A 13,986-nucleotide genomic window follows, 5' to 3' on the forward strand; every position below is an offset into this window, starting at 1 on the left:
ACAGCCCCGAACGCGCAGCACGTCCGCGCCCTGCGGCCTGGAACCCGAAAGGAGCCACCAATGACCGACATGCCCGAAATGACCGCCTCGCCGCGCGAAAGGCTGGTGCTGCCGGCCCTCGCGCCGCTCTACCATCGCTTCGCCCAGCCGGTGGGCTGGCTGGTGCTGCGCGTCGTGGTCGGCGGCTACCTGATGGTCGAGGGCTGGCCCAAGATCACCGCGCCGCTGGCGATGACCGGCTTCGTCGAAAGCCTCGGCTTCTATCCGGGCTGGCTGTTCTCGCCGCTGCTCGCGGTGGTGAACTTCATCGGCGGGGCGCTGATCGTGCTGGGGCTGTTCACCCGGCCGGTGGCGCTGGCCAATGCGGTGATGCTGATGGTGACATGGTGGTTCCACGTCAGCCATCCCTATGGCCCCGAATTCCTGACGCCGGAGGGGATCGAGTTCCTGAAGGCCAATCTGCAGTATCTGACCGCTGCCGGGCAGGAGAACCTGTTGCCGGACGGCGGGGCGGGTTTCCTGGCGCTGGTGCAGATGAAGGCCGAGACCAATTCGCTGTTCTGGGCCGGGGCGACGGCGCTGTTCGCGGCCTATGGCGGCGCGCATTATTCGCTGGACCGGCTGATGCGGAAGGAATTCTGACCTCTCTGCCGGGGCCTCAGCCCCGGCGGAAGCGGTAGACCCGGGCCGGCGGCAGGTTGGCCCAGACCTTGAAGCCCTTGTCCACCGTCAGCCCCAGGGCGGCGATCTGCTCGGGCGGCAGCGGCGGGCGGGGGCCGTAGGTGAACTGCACGAAGCGGCCGCGCGGGGCGAGGATGTCGAAGGCTGCGGCGACGATGCCCTCGCGCACCGCTTCCGGCATCGACAGCAGCGGCAGGCCGGAGATCACCGCGCCGGCCTTGCCCGCCACCAGCCGGGGCGCCTCCTGCGCCGGGGCCCGGTGGACGGTCACGCCGGGGAATTTCTGCCGCAGATGGTCGACGAATTCCTCGTCCAGCTCGAACAGCGTCAGGTTCCCGGGCGGCACCCCGCGGGCGAGGATCGCCTCGGTGAAGCGCCCGGTGCCGGGACCGAACTCCACCACCTGCCCGCTGTTCGGGCCGAGCCCCAGCGTCATCGCCCGGGCCAGGGTGCGCGAGGAGGGCGCAATGGCCGAGACCTGCCGGGGGTTCTTCAGGAGCCTCCGGCGGAAAAGGGCGAGGTCGCTGGTCATGGGCTACTGCTTGCGGAAGCGGTCCAGCCGGACGATCTCGGCGTCGTGCGGCGGCGGATCGTCGTCGCCGTCGTCCTCTTCCTCCTCGTCTTCCTCTTCCTCGCGGGTCTCGAAGCGCAGGCCGAATTCCACCGAAGGGTCGACGAAGGTGCGCACGGCGTCGAAGGGGATCACCAGCGGCTCGGGCTGGTTGCCGAAGTTCAGGGTGACCGAGAAGCCCTCGTCGGTGACGTCGAGGTTCTCGAACCAGTGCTGGATCACCACCGTCATCTCGGTGGGGTAGCGTTCCTTCAGCCAGTCGGCGATGGCGACATCGGGGTGGTTGGTGTCGAAGGTGATGAAGAAGTGATGCGCCCCGGGCAGGCCGTTCTTCGCCACATCGGCAAGCACGCTCTGGATCAGCCCGCGCATCGCCCGGTGCATCAGGTTGCCGTAGTCGATGCTGCGCGTCATTCGTCCCCCTTTCGCGGTTGGGTGCAGCATAGGGGATTCGCCGCCCAAGGAAAGGGGTGGCTGCGGCGAAAATGGGGCGGCCCCCGCCGATGCGGAAGGGGGGCCCGGAGGCCCCCCTCGGTTTCGTGCAGGCTGTGGTCGGGTCAGAACTTCATCCCGACGCCGAGGGTGACGGTGCGGCCCGGGCCGTAGATCGAATCCGCCGTGGTCGAGGAAACATAGCTCGACCGCTCGACATAGGTCTCGACGAACAGGTTGTCGACGCCCAGCCGGACCGTGAGGTTGTCGTGGCCCTGCGGCGACCATTCGCCATAGGCGTTGACCACGGCATAGGACTTCAGCGCATGGTAGGTGGTGCTGCCGTCCACGATCTCGGGGGTGCTGCCCGCCCATTCCACGGTGGCGCCGAGCTTCAGGTTGTAGGCCGGAAGCGCGTGGTCGACATAAAGCGTGGCCATCTTGCCCACCGGCATGAAGTAATAGCCGTTGGCGGGGATCACCGTCTGGCCGTCCTGGGTGACATCGGCCTTGGTGTAGGTCGCCCCGACCGTGGTGTCTCCGAGGTCCAGGCTGGCGTTCAGGGTGAAGCCCTTGCTGCGGTATTCGACGTCCGTGTTGGTCAGGAAGGTCACGCCGCCGCCGTCGGTCCCGCTGTAGGTCAGGGCGTTTTCCAGCCGGGTATCGAAGAAGGTGATGCCGGCCTTCCAGCTGTCGCCGCCGAAGTTGGCGCCGATCTTGAGGTTCTGCGCCTCGCCCGGCTGCAGGTCGGGGTCGGTGTAGAACGAATTGGTGCGGGCGTGCAGATAGGCATAGTCGCCGATCATGTAGCCCAGCCAGGTGTGCGAGGCCCCGGCGAAGACCTCGACATTGTCGTTGAAGCGGTAGGACAGGGTGCCGTTGACGCTGGCGCCGCTGTCGGTGAAGCGGTTGCCGTCCCAGTCGGTGAAGCGATGGACGTCATACCGAACCCCGGTCGACAGCTTGAAACCGCTGTCGAACTCGAACCGGCCCTGGGCGAACAGGCCGATCTGGTCGGAGGAGAAGTCGCGGTAGCGGCGGTCGTTGTTGCCGTAGTTGTCGATGCTGTAGTCGTGCATCCCGAAGTCCAGGCCAGCCGTCACCTTGCCCGCCGGAAGGGTGAAGGTGTTCTGGAACTTGCCGCCGAACAGGTCCTCGTCCAGGATCATGTTGCCGTTGGTGCGGTAGGCACCGTTGGTGGTGTAGTTGTTCCGCCAGTATTCATACTGGTTCAGGTAGATCGAGAACTCCGGGTCCCACAGGTCGGTGGGATTGGTCGAGGTGTAGGACAGCTTCACCGAGGTATCGGTCACCTTCAGCGGGTTCAGCCCGGGTTCGCGCGGCGGAGCGAGGTCCATGTTCGCTTTCACCAGCCGGTCGGCATCGTCCACGCTGTGCGAGAAGGACAGCTCGATCCGATGGTCCTCGAACTCGTATCCCACCTTCGCCAGGGCCGAGCGCACGGCGGGCGCGGTGCCCTTGGTCACCTCGCCGTCGCCGTTCTTGTAATCCTTGCCATCGGCGCCGTGCAGGATCACCAGCCAGTCGAACCCTTGGTGCTGGCCGTAACCCGCAAGGCTGGCAGAGACGCCCTGACCGTTGCTGCCCCAGGCCAGCGAGGCCCGCCCGCCGATGGTCTGGCCGTCCTCCAGCAGGTCCTTCGCGCCCACGGTTTCATAGCGCAGGGCGCCGGCGGCGGCGCCGAAGCCCGCATCGGCGGCAGCCGCGCCGGCCTCGACCTCGACCTGCTTCAGGAAGCTCGGGTCCACCGCATGGGAGCCGGTGTGGTGCCAGCTGGTCGCGACCTGCGCCACGCCGTCGACGGTGACGGCCAGCAGCGACTGCTCCATGCCGAAGACGCTGACCCGTTTCGCCACGCCGCCGCCGGCCGAGACCGTCACCGCGGATTCGCGCGCGAACAGTTCCGAGAGGTTGGCCGGGGCCAGCTTCTCGATATCCTCCTCCGTCACCACGGCGCCGCCGGTGGCCTCGATGTTCTCCTGGCCGCCGAAGATCAGGGTGATGGTGCCGAGAAAGGTGCCGAGCGGCGACTGGCTGTCCTGGGCCACGGCGGCGGACGACAAGGCGATGGCGGAAACGCCGCCCAAAAGGGCAAGTGCCCGGAGTCTCATGATTCTGTCCCTTCGTATCGGTATTGGCGGGGACCGGAGAATCGGGGCCTGGCTGTTTGCTCCATCCTGCTAGCAACAGCGGCGAGGAGATTGAAGGGGCGGGGGAGGGGGCGTCTTGCCGCAGTTGCGGGGGAAGCACAGGCCGTCGTGCCGGGGAGGCCGGGTCGGGGACTGGTGCTTCGGGAGGAAAGTGCAGGCTTCTGTTGCCAGGTGCCTGCGGACCCCGCCCTGCGCGGCTAAGCGCAGGGGCTTGTGTTTGGTATTGCGAGCCGCTTACGCAGCCAGCGCCACCGGAGCACGGTTGTCATTGGCAACTGTGATCTTGGACCGATAACGGTGGTACCTCACCGAGCGAAAGCTGGCCTCTTTGAACGTCCGTCGATCCTGTTTCGGCCCCGTCCTCCCGCAATGCCGGGGTGTTGGTGGAGCCGCCGGGTACCGCCCCCGGGTCCGAGCCGTCTATTACAGGTGCGTTTATCGCCATAGTCCGGGTCGCCCCGGGCAAGAGGGAATATAGGGGCCGCAGGGGCAGGGCGCAAGGGGCGCGGCGCCGGCGGGTGGACGAAGGATTTCAAGGGGTTGGCGAGGGGCCACGCCGGAGCCCGCACCGCCGTCCCCGCGGGGCTTGACGCCGCGGCCCGTCCCCGGCCAGGATGGCGCATCGACCGAGTGGCAACTAGGGTTCCGGGCCGCCCGCAACGGCCGCCGCAGGACCGAGCGTTGCAGAGACCGGGGAGTTCCCGGCTGCACCCAAGGGGAAAAAGCCCAGGGGAGGAGACGTCGAGATCAACCGTGCCGATAGGCGCAAAGGGGATCTCCATGACGCTTGCCTCGCTGTCTCTCGTCGTTCTTGCAGCCTTCATCCATGCCGGCTGGAACCTGCTGGCCAAGCGGGCCGCCCCGGTCGGGCCGGTCTTCGTCTTCGCCTACAACCTGATCGCCTGCCTCGCCTACGGGCCCTGGGTGATCTGGCTGCTGGCGCGGGGCGGCATCGCCTGGACGGCGGCGGGCGTCGGCTTCGTCCTGCTCAGCGGGCTGATCCATCTGGGCTACAGCCTCTGCCTGCAGCGCGGCTATCAGGTCGCGGACCTGTCGGTGGTCTATCCGGTGGCACGCGGCACCGGGCCGATGCTGTCGACCCTGGGCGCCGTCCTGATCCTCGGCGAGGCGCCGACCGGCAGCCGGATCGCCGGGCTGGCGCTGGTGGTGGCGGGCATCCTCTTGATCGCCACGCAGGGCAGGCTGGCGGCCTTCGCCCGCCCGGGCGGGCAGGCCGGACTCGGCTGGGGCGCGGCGACCGGCGGGGGACGCTGGGCCTCGCGCCGGTGGTGCTGGACTGGTTCTCCAACCTGCTGCGGTTCTTCCTGCTGTTGCCGCTGGTCTTGGCCGATCCCCGCCGCGCGCGCGAGGCGATGCGGGGGCATTGGCGGACCGCCATCGGCGTCGGGCTGCTGTCGCCCTTGTCCTATATCCTGGTGCTGGCGGCGCTGCGCCAGGGCGCGCCGCTCAGCCTGGTGGCGCCGATGCGGGAGATGTCGATGATGGTCGGCGCGCTGATGGGGATGCTGATCCTGCGCGAGCCGGTCGGGCCGGCACGGCTGGCGGGCTGCGGCGTGCTGGCCGCCGGGGTGATCCTGCTGTCGGCTTCCTGACGGTGCTACGCCCGCACGTCCACCACCACCCGCCCCTGCACCTGCCCCTTCAGGATCGCCGCGCCGAGCGCCGGGACCTCGGTCAGCGCGGCGGGGCGGACCATCGCCTTCAGCTTCGCCATCGGCATCTCGCGGGCGAGGCGGTCCCAAGCCTGCACCCGGCGGAGGTAGGGGACGGTGACGGAGTTGATGCCGAGCAGCTTCACCCCGCGCAGCAGGAAGGGGATGATGTTGGCCGGCACCTGCAGCCCGCCGGCATTGCCGACGGCGGCCACCGCGGCCTCGGCCTTCATCTGGCCGAGGACCCGGGCCAGCATCGCGCCGCCCACGGCGTCGATGCAGCCGGCCCAGGTTTCCGATTCCATCGGTTTCTTCACCGTCTCGGCAAGGTCCTCGCGCGGGACGATGCGGGCGGCGCCGAGGCCGGCCAGGTAGTCCGCCGTCTCCGGCCGCCCGGTCACCGCCGCCACCCGGTAGCCGCGCGCCGCCAAAAGCGCCACGGCGACCGAGCCGACGCCGCCGGCCGCCCCGGTCACCAGCACCTCGCCGGCATCGGGCGTCAGGCCGTGGGCTTCCAGGTCGATCAGCGCCAGCATGGCGGTGAAGCCGGCGGTGCCGATCGCCATCGCCTGCCGGGTGGTCAGGCCGGCGGGCAGGGGGACCAGCCAGTCGGCCCTGACCCGGGCCTTCTCGGCGAAGCCGCCCCAATGCGCCTCGCCCACCCGCCAGCCGGTCAGCACCACGGCGTCGCCGGGCCGGTAGCGCGGGTCCGAAGAAGATTCGACCCGGCCGGCGAAGTCGATGCCGGGGACATGCGGGTAATTGCGCACCAGCCCGCCGCCCGAGGGCGAGAGGCAGAGCCCGTCCTTGTAGTTCAGCGTCGAATATTCCACCGCGACGGTGACCTCGCCTTCCGGCAGGGCGCCGTCCTCCAGCTCCGCCAGCCGCGCGGCGGCGGCGTCGCCGGCCTTCTCCATCAGTATCGCGCGAAACATCCGATCCTCCGTTCCTGCCCGGGGCCGCAGGGGCCGCCCGAATCCCGTCGTCCGGGCACAAGACTGCCCCGCTTCGGGGCGGAGGAACAGGGCGGAGGGCGGGTTTTGCTGTTCGGGACGGTGTTTGCCATCCGATCCGCTGCCCGTGGCGAAGGCACGGGCCTTCGCCATAGCGCAACGGTTCAACCCGCCCGGAGAGACCGGGTGAGGCCCCGTAGGGCGGGGTTACCCCGCCAAGGCCCGGCTGCTGGGCGGCGAAGCAGGGGAGAATCCGCCTCCACGCCCCGTCCGTCTTGGCGAAGGCGCGTGCCTTCGCCACAGCGCACCGTTTCAATCGGGACCGGCCGGGCCTCAAAGGCCCGGCCAGCGCCCGCCCCCGGCGGGCGCTTCTCGCCCGCCGGGTCGGGCGCTGGCCTCTCGTGGTTTAAAGCCACCATCGTCTCCGGGTGATATGACGCGCACGGGCGGGGGCGAGGCAGTGCCTCGCCTTTTTCCCGCCCGGGTCGATGGCAGGCCTTCGTTTCAGGCTTGTGAGGAAGCCCGCACCTCGCATAGCCTCGCGCCACACCCAAAGGGGCGCGAGGCCCCGCCCGAAGACGAAGGAGCCACCATGACCCGTTTCGCCACCCTTCTTTCCGGGGCCGCCACCGCGGTTGCCCTTGCCACCGCCGCGCAGGCCGCCGACCCCGAGCTGACCATCCTCGACTGGGCGGGCTGGGAGATCGACGGCGCCCTGACCCCCTATGTGGAAAAGCACGGCCAGAAGCCGACCTATTCCTTCTATGCCGATGACGACGAGGCCTTCCAGAAGGTCTCCTCCGGCTTCAAGGCCGATGCGGTCCATCCCTGCCCGGGCGCGGTGCCGCGCTACCGCGCCGCCGGGCTGATCGAGCCCTGGGACACCTCGAAGGTGGAAGCCTTCGCCAACATCGACCCCAGCCTCTTCGAGTCGCACCACATCAAGGACGACCAGGGCGTGTGGTTCCTGCCGTTCGACTTCGCCTATACCGCCATCGCCTACAACACCACCGAGGTGCCGGAAGAGGACGTCCAGTCGCTGGAGGTGTTCAAGAACCCGAAATACGCCGGCCGCATCTCGATCTCGGACAACTCGGACGACGTCTGGGCGCTGGCCTTCCTGGCGACCGGCGTGACCTCCTGGGAGAACGTGACCGACGAGCAGGTCGCCGCCGCCGCCGAATGGCTGCGCGAAGTGGCGCCGAACGTGCGCTCCTGGTGGTCCGACCCGTCGGAGCTGTCGCAGGCGATGGCCTCGGGCGAGATTCTGGTGGCCTGGTCCTGGAACGATCCCGTCGCGATCCTGCAGGCCGACAACTTCCCGGTCGGCTTCAACCGCGCGCCGAAGGAAGGCTCCACCACCTTCTTCTGCGGCTTCGTCAACATGAAGGACGGCCCGGGCAACGAGGACAAGGTCTACGACTGGGTGAACTCGATGTATGCCCCGTCCTCGGCGGCGCCGATCCTGGAAGCCATCGGCTATGCCAATACCAACCCCGAGGCGATGGCCACCATCCCGGAAGCGGACCTGAAGGGCGCCTTCGTCGACAAGATCGACACCACCCTGTTCCTGCAGACCCCGATGGAGCCCGAGCTGCGCGACAAGCTGGTCGAGGAGTTCGAGCTGATCAAGTCGGGCTTCTGATCCCGGCCTTGCGGCCAAGGGCGCCCGGGGGAAACCCCGGGCGCCTTTTCTTTTGGGGGATTGCCGGGCGCGGGGGCGGGCGCTATGCCTGTTGCCGATGCCGGGACGCCCCGGCTCTGGCCCGCGGGGAGACAACCGCGGGTCTGGCTGGAAGACCCGGCCTGCGGACCGGGATTTCCCGCCTCGCGCGGGCGTCCGGCCGCGGCCCCAAGATGGAGCCGCCCGATGGCGCTTGACCTGACCTTCGTCCGCTCGCAATTCCCGGCGTTTTCGTCGCCGGTACTGTCCTCGCACGCCTTCTTCGAGAACGCGGGCGGCAGCTATCCCTGCCGGCAGGTGGTGGAGCGGCTGACCCGCTTCTACACCGACCGCAAGGTGCAGCCCTACGGACCCTATCCGGGGGCGCAGGCCGGCGGGGCCGAGATGGACGAGGCGCGACAGCGGCTGGCGGCGATGATGGGCGTGGCGGGGGAGGAGGTCTCCTTCGGGCCCTCCACCAGCGCCAACACCTATGTGCTGGCCCAGGCGGTGCGGAAATGGCTGGCGGGGACCGATGGCGCGGTGGTGGTGACCGACCAGGACCACGAGGCCAATTCCGGCGTCTGGCGGCGCCTGGCCGAGGAGGGGATCGAGGTCCGCGACTGGAAGCTGGACCCCGCCACCGGCTCTTTGGACCCTGCCGACCTGGGCAGGCTCATGGCCGACGGCAAGGTGCGGCTGGTCTGCTTCCCGCATTGCTCCAACGTCATCGCCGAGGTGAACGATGTGGCGGCGATCTGCGCCATGGCAAAGGCGGCGGGGGCGCGGACGGTGGTGGACGGCGTCAGCTACGCGCCGCACGGCTTCCCGGACATCCCGGCGCTGGGGCCCGATGTCTACCTGTTCTCGGCCTACAAGACATATGGACCCCATCAGGGCATCATGGTGATCGCCCGCGATTTCGGCATGGAGCTGCCGGGGCAGGGGCATTTCTTCAACCACGGCACGCTTTACAAGCGCCACACCCCCGCCGGCCCGGATCATGCCCAGGTGGCGGCCTGCGCCGGCATGGCGGATTACATCGACGCGCTGGCGGCGCATCATGGCGTGACCGGCGACCCGGCGGCGCGCAACCGCGGCGTGCACGACCTGATGCGGGCGCAGGAGGAAGCGGTGATCCAGCCGCTGCTCGACTACCTCTCCGCCCGCAACGACCTGCGGCTGATCGGCCCGCGCGAGGCGGCGCGGCGCGCGCCCACCGTGGCGGTGGAACTGGACCGCGCGGCGGAGCCGGTGTCCGAGGATCTGGGCCGCAACGGCATCGCCTGCTGGGCCGGCGATTTCTACGCCGTGCGCCCGCTGGCCGCGCTGGGGATCGACCGCGAGAAGGGCGTGCTGCGGATGTCTGCGGTGCATTACACCGGCGCCGAGGAGGTCGCGCGCCTGATCGCCGCACTGGACCGGGTGCTGTAGCTGTCGAAAGGAGCGGCTGCCGCCGCAAGCCTTATCGTGGCGGCTGACGGAGTCCCTTCGCGGCTGCTGTCGGACTGATGGGGGCATTCTGCCCCCAAACCCCCTGAGGATATTTATCTCCAGAAAGAGGATGAGCCCTTCCTCCTCTTTCTGGAGATAAATATCCCCGCCGGAGGCTCCGGCGGCGGCAGCGGGCGGGGCTGTGCAGGTCCGGCGCCCCCGATCGCGCGAGGGGCTTGAGCCGCGGGCCGGTTTCGTGGAAGCTGCCCGCGCAAGTCTGGCATCCGCGGGGTGGAACGATGGGTGTAGTGACGACCGTCCGGGGCGAGCCGAACCTGCCGCGCTATTTCGCCGCGGTGTTCGAGGTCGCATCGCAGCTGGCCGAGGGCCGGCTGGACTTCGTTTTCGCCGATGGCCGCCGGTTCCGCTGCGAGGGCAAGGCCCCGGGCGAGGCGGCCGAGATCGTGGTGAAGAACCCCGACCTCTTCGCCCGCATGGTGCGCGAGGGCGAACTCGGCTTCTGCGAGGCCTATCTGGACGGCTGGTGGGAGACCCCGGACCTGCAGGCCCTGCTCGACCTGGTGCTGCGGCCGGCCAACCTGGTGGTGGGCGACGGCTATCCCGGGCAGGCGCTGGTGCGGGCCTGGGAACGCTTCCGCTTCTGGCTGCAGGGCAACAGCAAGCGGCAGGCGAAGAAGAACATCGCCGCGCATTACGACCTGGGCAACGGGTTCTACCGGCTCTGGCTGGACGACAGCATGACCTATTCCTCGGCGATCTTCGCCTCGCCCCAGGACAGCCTGGAGGCGGCGCAGGAGCGCAAATACGCCTCGATGGTGGACCGAATGGGGGTCGGCCCCGGCGACCACGTGCTGGAGATCGGCTGCGGCTGGGGCGGTTTCGCCGAATATGCCGCCGGCAAGCGCGGGCTGAAGGTGACGGCGCTGACGATCAGCCAGGCGCAGCACGATTTCGCGGTGGAGCGCATTGCCCGCGCCGGTCTGGCCGACCGGGTGGAGATCCGGCTGCAGGACTACCGCGACGAGACCGGGCGCTACGACGGCATCGCCTCTATCGAGATGTTCGAGGCGGTGGGCGAGAAATACTGGCCCGCCTATTTCCGCACCCTGCACGACCGGCTGGAGCCGGGCCGCCGTGCCGTGCTGCAGGTGATCACCCTGGCCGAGGAACGCTGGGAAAGCTATCGCCGCAACGTCGACTTCATCCAGAAATACATCTTCCCCGGCGGGATGCTGCCCACCCCCCTGCGCCTGCGGGAAGAGGGGCTGCGGGCGGGCCTTGCCGTCCGCGACGCGATCACCTTCGGCGAAAGCTACAGCCTGACGCTGCGGCGCTGGCGCGAGACCTTCACCGCCCGCTGGGACGAGATCCGCCGCCTGGGCTTCGACGACCGCTTCCGCCGGATGTGGGATTTCTACCTGACCTCTTGCGCGGGGGCCTTCCACGGCGGAAACTGCGACGTGACGCAGATCACCTTCAGCCGACCGGACCCCTGAATGCCGACCACAGCCAAGCTCGTCGCCGCCGTCCTCTTCGCTCTGATCGGCTGGCTGGCGGCCAATGCCCATGTGCCGGCGCTGGGCGAGAATGCCGCCATCGGCTGGTTCCGCGAGATCACCGCGCTGATCGGGCTTCTGGTCGGCTGGCGCACCATGGGGTCGCTGGTCGGGCAGGGCTATGCCGATGCGGTGGGGGCCGGCCTGCGCAGCTCGGTCACGCTGGTGTTCTTCGCGCTGCTGCTGTTCTCGACCTGGCTGATGTTTGGCCAGACCCAGAAGATGGCCTATGACGGGCCGATGGAGGCGGTGCTGGGCGTTTTCGACTTCATGCTGCAACAGGGCCGCAAGATGCTGGTGCCCGGCGTGCTGGGGGTGCTGGTGATCGGCGGCGCGCTGGCCGGCGTGCTGACGGAATGGGCCGCGCGGCGCTGGCGGTGAGCATGTCCCCCGAACTGGAAGCCCTGGTGCGGGGCGAGGCGCCCGCCGAGGCGGAGGCGCGGCTGGCCTTCTGGCGGGCGGCGACCGGCGGGCTGGCCGCCCCGGATGCCGCGGTGGAACTGCGGCTCGCGGCCGACATCGTGGCGCTTTACGGCAAGGTCCCGGCCGAGCGGCTGCGGGCGCGGCGCGGGTCGATGCTGGTGCGCGCCGCCTCGGCGCTGCGGGCGGCGGAGAGCCCGGCACCGCAGGGGCTGCGCCGGGCGGCGGGGCCGGCGGATTTCTCCCGCAGCGGGCTGCAGGTGCCCTTCGCCGGCTTCTTCTCGACCGAGGTCTTCGACCTGCGCTTCCGCCGCTTCGACGGCACGCAAAGCCCGGTGCTGTCGCGCGAGGTCTTCATCGGCGCCGATGCGGTGACGGTGCTGCCCTGGGACCCGGTCCGCGACCGGGTGCTGGTGGTGGAGCAGATCCGCACTGGGCCGCTGGCGCGCGGCGAGGCCAATCCCTGGCAGCTGGAGCCGGTGGCCGGCCGCATCGACGCCGGCGAGACGCCGGAGCAGGCGGCGCGGCGCGAGGCGCTGGAGGAGGCGGGCCTCGTCCTCGGCCCGCTGGAGAAGGTGGCGGAATATTATCCAACCACCTCGGCCTTCTCGGAATACCTTTACTCCTACGTCGCGCCCTGCGACCTGCCGGACGGGGCGGCGGGGGTATTCGGCCTGGCCGAGGAGGCCGAGGACATCCGCGGCCATCTGGTGGATTTCGCCGACCTGGTGGCGCGGATGGATGCGGGCGAGTTGGGCAATGCGCCGATGATCCTGACGCTGCACTGGCTGATCCGCCACCGCGACCGGCTGCGGGCCGAAGCGGCGGCGACCGGCGGAGGCCGGTCGGCAATTTGATCACATCTTGATTGTGCCGCGCCGAGGGGCAAGACTGGCCGCCAGCCCGGAGGGCAGCTTGGGGGGCGCGATGAACGCGGGCAGCGGAACCAGAGCCATGGCGGAGGGCGGCGCGGGCGGGCGCGACCGCAAGGTGCCCTCGCACGAGGTCACCTATGCCCGCCTGCGCGACATGATCCTTTACGGCCATCTCGCCCCCGGCCAGCCGGTGACGATCCAGGGCCTGATCCAGGACCTCGGCGCCGGCATGACCCCGGTGCGCGAGGCGATCCGCCGGCTGACCGCCGAGGGGGCGCTGCTGCCGCAGGGCAACCGCCGGGTGGCGGTGCCGCCGATGACGCTCGCCATGCTGGACCAGGTGGCCTTCGCCCGGCTGGCGATCGAGCCGAAGCTGGCCGAACTGGCCGCCGCCCATCTGACCCCGGCGCTGATCGACCGGCTGGAGGCGGCGGATGCCGAGGTCAACCGCGCCATCGGCACCGGCAATATCCCGGCCTATCTGGCCGCCAACCATGCCTTCCATTTCGCGCTTTACGAGGCCTCCGAGGCGCCGGTGCTGGTGGACATGGCGCGGTCGCTGTGGCTGCGGGCGGGGCCGAGCCTGCGGGCGGTGATCGGCCGCTACGGCCGCGCGGCGATGCCCGACCGCCATTCCGAGGCGCTGGAGGCGATGCGCCGGGGCGATGCCGCCGCGGTGGCCCAGGCGGTGGAGCGCGACATCCAGCAGGGTGTGGACCATGTGCGCCAGGCCCTGGCGGAAGCGCCGGACTGAACCGCCGCCATATTGCGCGGCTTGCGCCGCAAGCCTTTCCTCTCGTCGTCGCGCCTTCGCGCTCCTCCTCGGCGCCGGGGGTTCCACCCCCGGAGTATTTGGACCAAGGTGAAATGGCGGGGCCGCGAGGGCGGTCAGACGGGGGCGGGTGTCGTGGCCTGCGGCGCCGCAGGCCGATCCAGCGGGCCGAGGACGGAGTCGAAGAAGCTGTAGCAGGCGTCCCGCGCCGCCTCGCGCGACAGCATGGTCTTGTCGATCCCTTGTTCCAGCCAGAGCCCGTCCGACAGCGCCACGAACAGCACCGCCACCGCCCGGGCGTCCAGCTTGCGGCCGCGGGCTTCGGCCTCGGCTGCAACGGCGCGCTCGACGGTGGCCAGCAGGTCCAGGTAGCGTTGGCGGTGGACCTCGCGCAGTTCGGGGTTGTTGGCGATCTCGCCCCAGAGCGCCAGCCAGATCCGCAAGCTGTCGGGGTTGAACACCGCGGGGTCGAAGTTGGCGTCCACCAGCGTCGCCAGATCGGGCTCCGGCCGGCCCTCGGGCGCGACCACGGCGGTGAAGCGGTCATACATCGTGGCATAGACCGCGGCGAGAAGCCCGTTCTTCGAGCCGAAGTGATGGGTGATCAGCCCGCGCGAGGCATTGGCCTCGCGGCAGATGTTGTCCACGGTGAAGGCGGTGATGCCGCCGCGGGCCAGACAGGCGAGGCCGGCCTCGACCAGCATCGCGCCTCGGGTCTCGCTGGAGTAGCGGCGGTAGCGGGGGCCTTCGGGTTTGGTCATGCG

At 69.7% G+C, this 13,986-nt stretch carries 13 protein-coding genes, 1 other RNA gene and 1 pseudogene; 9 read left to right on the forward strand and 6 right to left on the reverse strand.

Features of this window, described 5'->3' with window-relative positions; genetic code table 11:
* Positions 1-60: 60 nt before the first annotated feature.
* Positions 61-642 (forward strand): DoxX family protein, encoded by a 582-nt coding sequence (locus G5B31_RS18065; RefSeq protein ID WP_165019614.1) that lies wholly within the window; start codon positions 61-63, stop codon positions 640-642.
* Positions 643-658: 16 nt separating this feature from the next.
* Here the strand turns inward: G5B31_RS18065 and G5B31_RS18070 are convergent, their stop codons facing one another.
* From G5B31_RS18070 to ssrA, 4 genes are all read right to left on the reverse strand, one after another.
* Positions 659-1,213, reverse strand: coding sequence for a class I SAM-dependent methyltransferase (locus G5B31_RS18070; RefSeq protein ID WP_165019615.1), 555 nt, complete (start codon positions 1,211-1,213; stop codon positions 659-661).
* A 3-nt stretch (positions 1,214-1,216) separates the two neighbouring features.
* A complete protein-coding gene (locus G5B31_RS18075) occupies positions 1,217-1,666 on the reverse strand; it encodes an SspB family protein (protein WP_165019616.1) in 450 nt (149 codons plus the stop codon).
* A gap of 143 nt (positions 1,667-1,809) precedes the next feature.
* Positions 1,810-3,816 carry a TonB-dependent receptor domain-containing protein gene (locus tag G5B31_RS18080; RefSeq protein WP_165019617.1) on the reverse strand — a complete coding sequence of 669 codons (2,007 nt, stop codon included), beginning with the start codon at positions 3,814-3,816 and terminating at the stop codon, positions 1,810-1,812.
* A 189-nt stretch (positions 3,817-4,005) separates the two neighbouring features.
* Positions 4,006-4,359, reverse strand: a transfer-messenger RNA (tmRNA) gene (gene ssrA, locus G5B31_RS18085).
* Between the two features lie 276 nt (positions 4,360-4,635).
* Between ssrA and G5B31_RS21270 the strand changes: the two are divergent.
* Positions 4,636-4,707 (forward strand): annotated as a pseudogene (locus G5B31_RS21270) (hypothetical protein); the annotation flags it as partial.
* 437 nt (positions 4,708-5,144) lie between these two features.
* Positions 5,145-5,468, forward strand: a complete 324-nt coding sequence (locus G5B31_RS21275; protein ID WP_346763934.1) for an EamA family transporter — start codon at positions 5,145-5,147, stop codon at positions 5,466-5,468.
* A 5-nt stretch (positions 5,469-5,473) separates the two neighbouring features.
* On the opposite strand, the gene G5B31_RS18095 is transcribed toward G5B31_RS21275, so the two are convergent.
* Positions 5,474-6,445, reverse strand: coding sequence for an MDR family oxidoreductase (locus tag G5B31_RS18095; protein ID WP_394352142.1), 972 nt, complete (start codon positions 6,443-6,445; stop codon positions 5,474-5,476).
* A gap of 628 nt (positions 6,446-7,073) precedes the next feature.
* Between G5B31_RS18095 and G5B31_RS18100 the strand changes: the two genes are divergently transcribed.
* From G5B31_RS18100 to G5B31_RS18125, 6 genes are all read left to right on the forward strand, one after another.
* A complete protein-coding gene (locus tag G5B31_RS18100; protein ID WP_165019619.1) occupies positions 7,074-8,126 on the forward strand; it encodes an extracellular solute-binding protein in 1,053 nt (350 codons plus the stop codon).
* A 225-nt stretch (positions 8,127-8,351) separates the two neighbouring features.
* Positions 8,352-9,578 (forward strand): aminotransferase class V-fold PLP-dependent enzyme, encoded by a 1,227-nt coding sequence (locus G5B31_RS18105; protein WP_165019620.1) that lies wholly within the window; start codon positions 8,352-8,354, stop codon positions 9,576-9,578.
* Positions 9,579-9,877: 299 nt separating this feature from the next.
* Positions 9,878-11,095 (forward strand): cyclopropane-fatty-acyl-phospholipid synthase family protein, encoded by a 1,218-nt coding sequence (locus G5B31_RS18110; protein WP_165019621.1) that lies wholly within the window; start codon positions 9,878-9,880, stop codon positions 11,093-11,095.
* Positions 11,096-11,536: a TrgA family protein gene (locus tag G5B31_RS18115; protein ID WP_165019622.1), complete on the forward strand. Its 441-nt coding sequence runs from the start codon at positions 11,096-11,098 to the stop codon at positions 11,534-11,536.
* Between the two features lie 2 nt (positions 11,537-11,538).
* Complete coding sequence (locus G5B31_RS18120; protein WP_165019623.1) at positions 11,539-12,432, forward strand: NUDIX domain-containing protein; 894 nt, start codon at positions 11,539-11,541, stop codon at positions 12,430-12,432.
* Positions 12,433-12,529: 97 nt separating this feature from the next.
* A complete protein-coding gene (locus G5B31_RS18125; protein ID WP_165019624.1) occupies positions 12,530-13,204 on the forward strand; it encodes a GntR family transcriptional regulator in 675 nt (224 codons plus the stop codon).
* Between the two features lie 134 nt (positions 13,205-13,338).
* On the opposite strand, the gene G5B31_RS18130 is transcribed toward G5B31_RS18125, so the two are convergent.
* Positions 13,339-13,983, reverse strand: coding sequence for a TetR family transcriptional regulator C-terminal domain-containing protein (locus tag G5B31_RS18130; RefSeq protein ID WP_165019625.1), 645 nt, complete (start codon positions 13,981-13,983; stop codon positions 13,339-13,341).
* Between the last annotated feature and the right edge of the window lie 3 nt (positions 13,984-13,986).

The organism is Rhodobacter sp. SGA-6-6 (assembly GCF_011043545.1).
Classification (GTDB): Bacteria; Pseudomonadota; Alphaproteobacteria; order Rhodobacterales; family Rhodobacteraceae; genus Pseudogemmobacter.

Bases quoted from the DNA above. Each gene is read 5' to 3' on its own strand.
- G5B31_RS18115 (WP_165019622.1), top strand. From the start codon at position 11,096: ATGCCGACCACAGCCAAGCTCGTCGCCGCCGTCCTCTTCGCTCTGATC.
- G5B31_RS18095 (WP_394352142.1), bottom strand. From the start codon at position 6,445: ATGGAGAAGGCCGGCGACGCCGCCGCCGCGCGGCTGGCGGAGCTGGAG.
- G5B31_RS18080 (WP_165019617.1), bottom strand. From the start codon at position 3,816: ATGAGACTCCGGGCACTTGCCCTTTTGGGCGGCGTTTCCGCCATCGCC.
- G5B31_RS18130 (WP_165019625.1), bottom strand. From the start codon at position 13,983: ATGACCAAACCCGAAGGCCCCCGCTACCGCCGCTACTCCAGCGAGACC.
- G5B31_RS18075 (WP_165019616.1), bottom strand. From the start codon at position 1,666: ATGACGCGCAGCATCGACTACGGCAACCTGATGCACCGGGCGATGCGC.
- G5B31_RS18120 (WP_165019623.1), top strand. From the start codon at position 11,539: ATGTCCCCCGAACTGGAAGCCCTGGTGCGGGGCGAGGCGCCCGCCGAG.
- G5B31_RS18105 (WP_165019620.1), top strand. From the start codon at position 8,352: ATGGCGCTTGACCTGACCTTCGTCCGCTCGCAATTCCCGGCGTTTTCG.
- G5B31_RS18110 (WP_165019621.1), top strand. From the start codon at position 9,878: ATGGGTGTAGTGACGACCGTCCGGGGCGAGCCGAACCTGCCGCGCTAT.
- G5B31_RS18100 (WP_165019619.1), top strand. From the start codon at position 7,074: ATGACCCGTTTCGCCACCCTTCTTTCCGGGGCCGCCACCGCGGTTGCC.
- G5B31_RS18125 (WP_165019624.1), top strand. From the start codon at position 12,530: ATGGCGGAGGGCGGCGCGGGCGGGCGCGACCGCAAGGTGCCCTCGCAC.
- G5B31_RS18070 (WP_165019615.1), bottom strand. From the start codon at position 1,213: ATGACCAGCGACCTCGCCCTTTTCCGCCGGAGGCTCCTGAAGAACCCC.
- G5B31_RS18065 (WP_165019614.1), top strand. From the start codon at position 61: ATGACCGACATGCCCGAAATGACCGCCTCGCCGCGCGAAAGGCTGGTG.